Source organism: Oscillibacter sp., from assembly GCF_032060045.1.
Taxonomy (GTDB): domain Bacteria; phylum Bacillota; class Clostridia; order Oscillospirales; family Oscillospiraceae; genus Oscillibacter.
The window spans coordinates 1-3940 of the sequence record NZ_DAMBZJ010000072.1 but is presented as its reverse complement, the minus strand read 5'-3'; the positions used below and the strand labels follow the sequence as shown (position 1 = coordinate 3940).

Genomic DNA, 3940 nt, shown 5'->3' with positions numbered 1-3940 from the left:
CATCTGACGACACCTTCGGTTTGCGGCCCCGCTTTTTAGGCAGCGAGTCCAATGGACTTTGAATCTGCTTGTTCATGTTGCCAATGTGAAGATAAAATGTAGTCGTCTGAATGAACGTATGGCCAAGCAACTCTTTGATTTGGCAGACTTCTGCACCGGATTCCAAGAGGTGTGTTGCAAAGCAGTGGCGCAGCGTATGCACTGTATAAGTATCTGAAAAACCTGCATTCTTGCAGCAGTTACGAAAGGCATTTGCCACGGAACGTGGCGTCAATACTTTTTGCCTCTGTTTCCTGGGATAAAACAAATAGCCCTCCGGATGTTTTGGCCTGTATTCTCTCCAATACTCACGTAGCACCTCCAGATTGCGCTGGGAGAGCAGTGTATATCTGTCTTTGCCACCTTTTCCGTGATGGACAAAGATTCTCATCTGCTCGCTATCAATGTCTTGAACGCGAAGATGGGTTATTTCGGATAGGCGCAGCCCTGCACCGTATACGGTTTCAAACATGGCTCTGTCACGGAGGTTGTCCATGCTGGAAAAGAAATGAGCAAGTTCTTTTTTGCTCATCAATGCCGGAAACTCCCGGTGTTCGCGCCGTCGATGAATTAATTGGTAGTTGAGGTTTCGTCCCAGAACAGCTCCGAAAATGAAGCGCAGTGCGCTGTTGCAAACATTGACTGATCCAGCGCTGTGTCCGGAATCCAACAGATACAGCAGGTACTCGCGAATCTCGATTTCATTCATTTCTTCAATGGGACGATCGTTGAAATACTTTAGGAACAGCTTGAGCCGTCCAAGATATGACTCAACTGTTTTGGGCGACAGACCTCGCAGTCGCACCTCATCGTAGGCTCGAGAAAAGGCCTCTTCATTTGTCATGGAACCATCTCCTTGAAAGTGATGCTTCCATTGTAAAGGGCAAAGAGAAAACCCGCCGCAACTGCAGCAGGTACGATAGAAGAAAAATTTGGGGTTTAGATACCACCGCGCCAGCGGTTTAGTGCTCTGTTTAATAGATAACAGGTCTTTTTAATCATTAAGGAGTAAGTGGATGAAAAAAAGTGTTCTGCTATTATTGACTCTGGTCCCACTAATTGTAGGATATATAATTAACATCACAATCACTATTCCTGGAATTGGAATGATCATGTATTATGTCGTTCCCTTAGGCGTATCAGGATTTTGGTTCTATTTAGGAGGACTGTATTCTAAAACAACTTGGAAATGTATACCAGCGGTGCTAATTGGTAGTGCCACAGGGATTTTATCATTAATACTGTATTTGTGGCAGTTTTTGGTGCTTAACAGTGAAACCCGCAACATGACTTTAGCAGTTATTTCACAGATGTACTCAGTGGCTACCCCGCTGTATTTGTTTGCCAAGCTTGCAACTCTGTTTGAATCGCAACCAAACTATGTCGGACAAACGACAATGGTCGCCATGCAAGTTCGAACGGCGGCGGGGGTCCCTGGGAGATAAAGCTGGATGCGAATACTCTCAAGTGTCTGGAATGCTATTCTTGCTATGAACTTGCCCAGCAGGGACTCAATTGGGAAGATATTTTACCCGGTAAGTCGAAGCATGCCGAGTATTTGAGTCAGGGCATGGATCGAGTCTGCCGAATGGAGACTCAATTGCTGCTTAACCGTGGGGTAATTGGTTACAGGCAGCCTACCTATAAAGAAGCACTGGAAAGAGTGAACTCTTTTGTGCAGATAATCCGGACGATTGAAACCACTCCCTGTACGATTCAGGTTGGTGACATGGATACGCCACACGGAGGCTGCGCGGATATAAGACTTATTTACAAATCGGGCTCCGCAGTAGGTGAGGGAAAAACCGTGTCGTTGCCAATGCCGCCTGAAAGCACTTGGGCTAGGACTTCGCAGCCGGATAAGCTGTGGCTCAGCGATGACGGTCTGACTTTGTATTATTCGTATCATTATGACGAACCACTGATAATTGATAAAGGTACCCCGGAGGAACGTATTGGCCATCAGGCCGGAATCTATCACTATACTACAAACTTAAACACTGGAAAAACGTCTCTAAGCATCCTTGCGGATAAACAATAAAGCAGACCTTTATTGTACCGATGTGAGCTTCCTATTGTGATTCATTGATAGGGAGGCGCGTCATAGAAATTAGGCGCAATTGGAGGATAATGAAAGCGGTACAAGCCTACGGATTAAAGCGGACTGCTGCTGCGGGAAGTCATCTTGTTGAGTTAGTTTCTTTATTGAGAATAGCTGTTTCCTGCCTACGGACGTAGGAGCGCTCAATATGGCTTTTTATCGGCTTCTGGCTAGTCCAAGCATAAGCTGGGGAAGTCATGTAATTAAATAGGAGGTATACCATGGACAAAACCAGCGAAAAAGAGGTGCCTGCTGTCTCCATTCGAGATCTGAAAATGAGTTATGGAGACAAGCAGGTACTCAACGGAATCAATCTTGAAATTCAGCGGGGACAAATCATTGGCTATATCGGTCCAAATGGGGCGGGAAAAAGTACGACCGTAAAAATTCTGCTGGGGATACTTGAGGGATACCAGGGACAGGTGCAAATTCTGGGCGAGGATATTTCCACTAATTCCACAGCTTATAAAAAGAAAATCGGATATGTCCCTGAATCAGCGGATATTTATGATAGTCTCTCTGCGCAGGAATATCTGACTTTTATTGGCGAGCTTTACGGTTTGGATTTTGAAACAGCAGACCGAAAAGCTCGAAAGCTAATGGAGTTATTTGGGATTGAAGATGCCTATTCCGCAAGAATCTCTTCCTATTCAAAGGGCATGAAGCAAAAAGTACTGATCGTCGCGAGTCTGCTCCACAACCCGGAAATCATCTTTTTCGATGAGCCATTGAGCGGGCTTGATGCCAACAGCGTTCTGGTCTTCAAGGAGATTATGTCGGAATTGGCAGCACAGGGCAAAACAATCTTCTATTCCTCACACATTATGGAGGTAGTTGAAAAAATCAGTGACCGGATTATCATGCTCAATAATGGGAATATCGTCGCTGACGGTACGTTTGTGCAGCTTAAGGCGCAATGCAGCCAAGGCTCTTTGGAGGAAATTTTCAATCAACTCTCAGGCTTTTCCCAACACCACAGTATTGCTGGCGAGTTTATTGGCGTCATTGAGGAGTAAGACATGCGGGATTTTTTGTTTTTAAAATTTCTGGATCGGTTTAAAAAAATATTTTTAGAGATGGAAGTCGATTATCCGGTGATGCGGCGTATTTTACAGGTCAAGTTGGTAATGAACAGCCGCCGGCCCTCTACGATAATCAACCAGGAGCAATCCGAGCGCAAAAATTCCTATCTGGCCTCTTTGGTCATGTATGCCTTCATGGGTGTCGTTATAGGACTGTTGATACTTCTCCCCTCTCCACTGTTTTTAAAAATGAGCATCGTTATGGGCATGGTTCTCTTCCTCCTTTTGACTACGATGATCTCTGATTTTTCATCTGTGCTGCTGGACGTGCAGGACCGGGCAATCCTGCTGACCCGCCCGGTAAGCATCAAGACGCTGAACACCGCCAAGCTTTTGTACATTCTCTATTATCTGGCCGGCATCACCCTGTCTCTGTCTGGTGTTTCACTGATCGCCGGTCTTTTCAAATACGGCATATGGTTCTTCTTGACTATGTTCCTTATTCTGATTTTAATCTGCTGTTTTTCCCTTTTGTTCACCGCGATCTTCTACTTTGCAATTCTGCACTTGTTCTCGGGGGAAAAGCTCAGGGACATCATCAACTATTTTCAAATCATTCTGACTGTCTTTATGACGGTCGTCTACCAGCTAGTCGGTAGGATGTTTAATTTTATCGATTTAAACGTTCAGACTAACCTTCACTGGTGGAGTTACCTGCTTCCGTCATCTTGGTTCGCAGCTCCGTTTGCCATCCTCTTTTCCGATGAGCATAGGGCGG

General features: G+C 45.3%; 4 protein-coding genes and 1 pseudogene. 4 read left to right on the top strand and 1 reads right to left on the bottom strand.

The genetic code is table 11. From position 1 onward, the window contains the following. On the bottom strand, positions 1-883 hold an 883-nt coding region (locus RT018_RS15610; RefSeq protein WP_312943234.1), incomplete at its 3' end, for a site-specific integrase. Between the two features lie 172 nt (positions 884-1055). Here RT018_RS15610 and RT018_RS15605 point away from each other — a divergent pair. The 4 genes and pseudogenes from RT018_RS15605 to RT018_RS15590 form a co-directional block, all read left to right on the top strand. After that, a complete protein-coding gene (locus tag RT018_RS15605) occupies positions 1056-1484 on the top strand; it encodes a hypothetical protein (protein WP_312943233.1) in 429 nt (142 codons plus the stop codon). A gap of 143 nt (positions 1485-1627) precedes the next feature. After that, on the top strand, positions 1628-2080 hold the full coding sequence (locus RT018_RS15600; protein WP_312943232.1) for a hypothetical protein: 453 nt from the start codon (positions 1628-1630) through the stop codon (positions 2078-2080). A gap of 281 nt (positions 2081-2361) precedes the next feature. Beyond that, positions 2362-3156, top strand: coding sequence for an ABC transporter ATP-binding protein (locus tag RT018_RS15595; RefSeq protein WP_312943231.1), 795 nt, complete (start codon positions 2362-2364; stop codon positions 3154-3156). Positions 3157-3159: 3 nt separating this feature from the next. Then, a pseudogene (locus RT018_RS15590) lies at positions 3160-3940 on the top strand (ABC transporter permease); the annotation flags it as partial.

What these genes read in the sequence shown, in the direction of transcription:
- RT018_RS15605 (WP_312943233.1), top strand. Translation starts at nt 1,056, where the DNA reads ATGAAAAAAAGTGTTCTGCTATTATTGACTCTGGTCCCACTAATTGTA.
- RT018_RS15595 (WP_312943231.1), top strand. Translation starts at nt 2,362, where the DNA reads ATGGACAAAACCAGCGAAAAAGAGGTGCCTGCTGTCTCCATTCGAGAT.
- RT018_RS15600 (WP_312943232.1), top strand. Translation starts at nt 1,628, where the DNA reads ATGGAGACTCAATTGCTGCTTAACCGTGGGGTAATTGGTTACAGGCAG.